The organism is Arthrobacter sp. 05L45_2, from assembly GCF_056397525.1.
Window position 1 is genome coordinate 1 of sequence record NZ_JBFTNO010000331.1, and the last position, 1783, is coordinate 1783.

At 61.9% G+C, this 1783-nt stretch carries 3 protein-coding genes; 2 read left to right on the forward strand and 1 reads right to left on the reverse strand.

Annotation, left to right across the window (positions count from 1 at the left end):
• The coding region (locus AC1DHD_RS16120; protein ID WP_476880672.1) for a metallophosphoesterase at positions 1-599 on the reverse strand (599 nt) is incomplete at its 3' end.
• A gap of 247 nt (positions 600-846) precedes the next feature.
• Here AC1DHD_RS16120 and AC1DHD_RS16125 point away from each other — a divergent pair.
• The gene (locus AC1DHD_RS16125) at positions 847-1227 is read left to right on the forward strand and encodes an ArsR/SmtB family transcription factor (protein WP_476880673.1); all 381 of its coding nucleotides are present in this window, start codon (positions 847-849) and stop codon (positions 1225-1227) included.
• Positions 1217-1783, forward strand: a 567-nt coding sequence (locus AC1DHD_RS16130) for an SRPBCC family protein (RefSeq protein ID WP_476880674.1), incomplete at its 3' end; no start/stop codon positions are given. The genes AC1DHD_RS16125 and AC1DHD_RS16130, both read left to right, overlap by 11 nt.

Below are 1783 nucleotides of genomic sequence, written 5' to 3' on the forward strand. Positions count from 1 at the left end.
GCCCAGTCCAATGCCGTTTGGCGTGGCCACATTTCAAGTGATAGAACCAGCCAATCCGAACCAGCGGCGGTGAATGTCTGGTACATATTGTCAATTTTGCCGGGCTCAAACACTCCGCCAACATTTCTGAAACGGCTCAATGGGAAAATCTGATTGAAAACTCTCGTGTCGCGCAAGTTTGTTCGCGTGTCACCGGGCGCCGCTGAGCCTCCGGCCATGACGGCGGCGCCGTCGTGGTTTCCGATGGAGTAGCCATACGGGATGCCCGAAGAATCCAAGATTCGGGTGGCGCGGTCGGCGCGGGTGAATTGAACCGGGTCCACGACGCCCCAATTCACAAGGTCGCCGGTGTGCTGGACGAACTTGATGTTGAGGCTGGCGGCGTTATTCGCTATCCACTGGTACCTGTCCGGCAGCAATGGATTAGTATCCGACAGGACTTCCATCTGCGTATCCGGTACTTGCACAAACGTAAATGAGTTTTCGTCCAGGGCTACCGAAGTCTGGATGAATGAAATTGACGCCGGGGCTATCAACGCGGCTGCCGCGACGAACAATATGAAAAATCGGAATCTGTAGCTTCTGGCGACCATTGTCATCCCTATTCTTCCAATTCCTCACATTAGACCACGTGCTCGCAGAAAAAGATATAGAAATGCAACTTTCGCGCCTGGTTGTAGCGGGAGAGGAAAGTCCTAATGCCCTGCTGGCTTACACCGGAATTCGGTCCTTCGGCCTACGAGGGGGGAGCGGATGGGGGGTCTCTCTGCCCCCGGGCCCGGTACCTCACGGTCGGTGAGCGCCAGCGGCTTGCTCAATGCGTTAGTGACCGCTAACGTATTGACCGTGCTAGATGCCCTGGAAATCGCCGCGGAACCCAACCGGCGCCGTCTGTTGCATCTTCTGGCGCGCCAGGAACAGTCGGTGAGCCAGTTGGCCGCGGAATTCACGGTGAGCCGTTCTGCGGTGTCGCAGCACCTGCTGTTGCTGCAGCAGGCGGGCCTCGTGGCCGCACGAAAAGAAGGGCGGAACAGGTACTACCGGCTCGACTCCGAGGGCATGGCACGGCTGCGGATCCTGGTCGAGGGCTTCTGGACCCACGAGCTCGATCTGCTGGCGTCAGATGCTGCCGCCCTCGCGGCGCAACGGACCACCGGGCCCGCACCTGCCCATCCCACCCCCACCCACGTCTCCCTAACCGACGAAGGACCCTCCCATGACCTTTGACAAGACCATCCACCTGCCCGTCGACGTCGACGAAGCATTTGCCCTCATTACCGATCCGGAACGCCTCCGGCGTTGGCAGACCGTCGCCGCCCGCGTTGACCTGCGGGTGGGCGGCGAGTACCGCTGGACCGTCACCCCCGGCAACCATGCATCCGGGACGTTCACTGAAATTGAACCCGGCAAGCGCGTCGTCTTCACCTGGGGCTGGGAGGCCGGCATGGACCTGGCGCCGGGCGCCTCCACGGTAACGATCACCATGGAGCCCGACGCCGACGGCACGTCGCTGCGTTTGGTCCATGAGGGCCTCACCCCCGACCAGGCAGCGGCCCACGCCGAGGGCTGGAACCACTACCTGGACCGCCTGATCGCCGAAACGTCGTCGCCTGCGGGTGCCGGGCCCGACGAGTGGTCCGCAGCGCCGGAAGGCATCAACCCGCTGACCTCGGCCGAGGCTTCCCTGGCCGTCCTGTTGGGGGTCCTGCGGAAGCTGACTCCGGCGGATCGGGAAAAGCCCACGCCGTGCGAGGACTTCAACACCCACGAACTGCTGGAACAC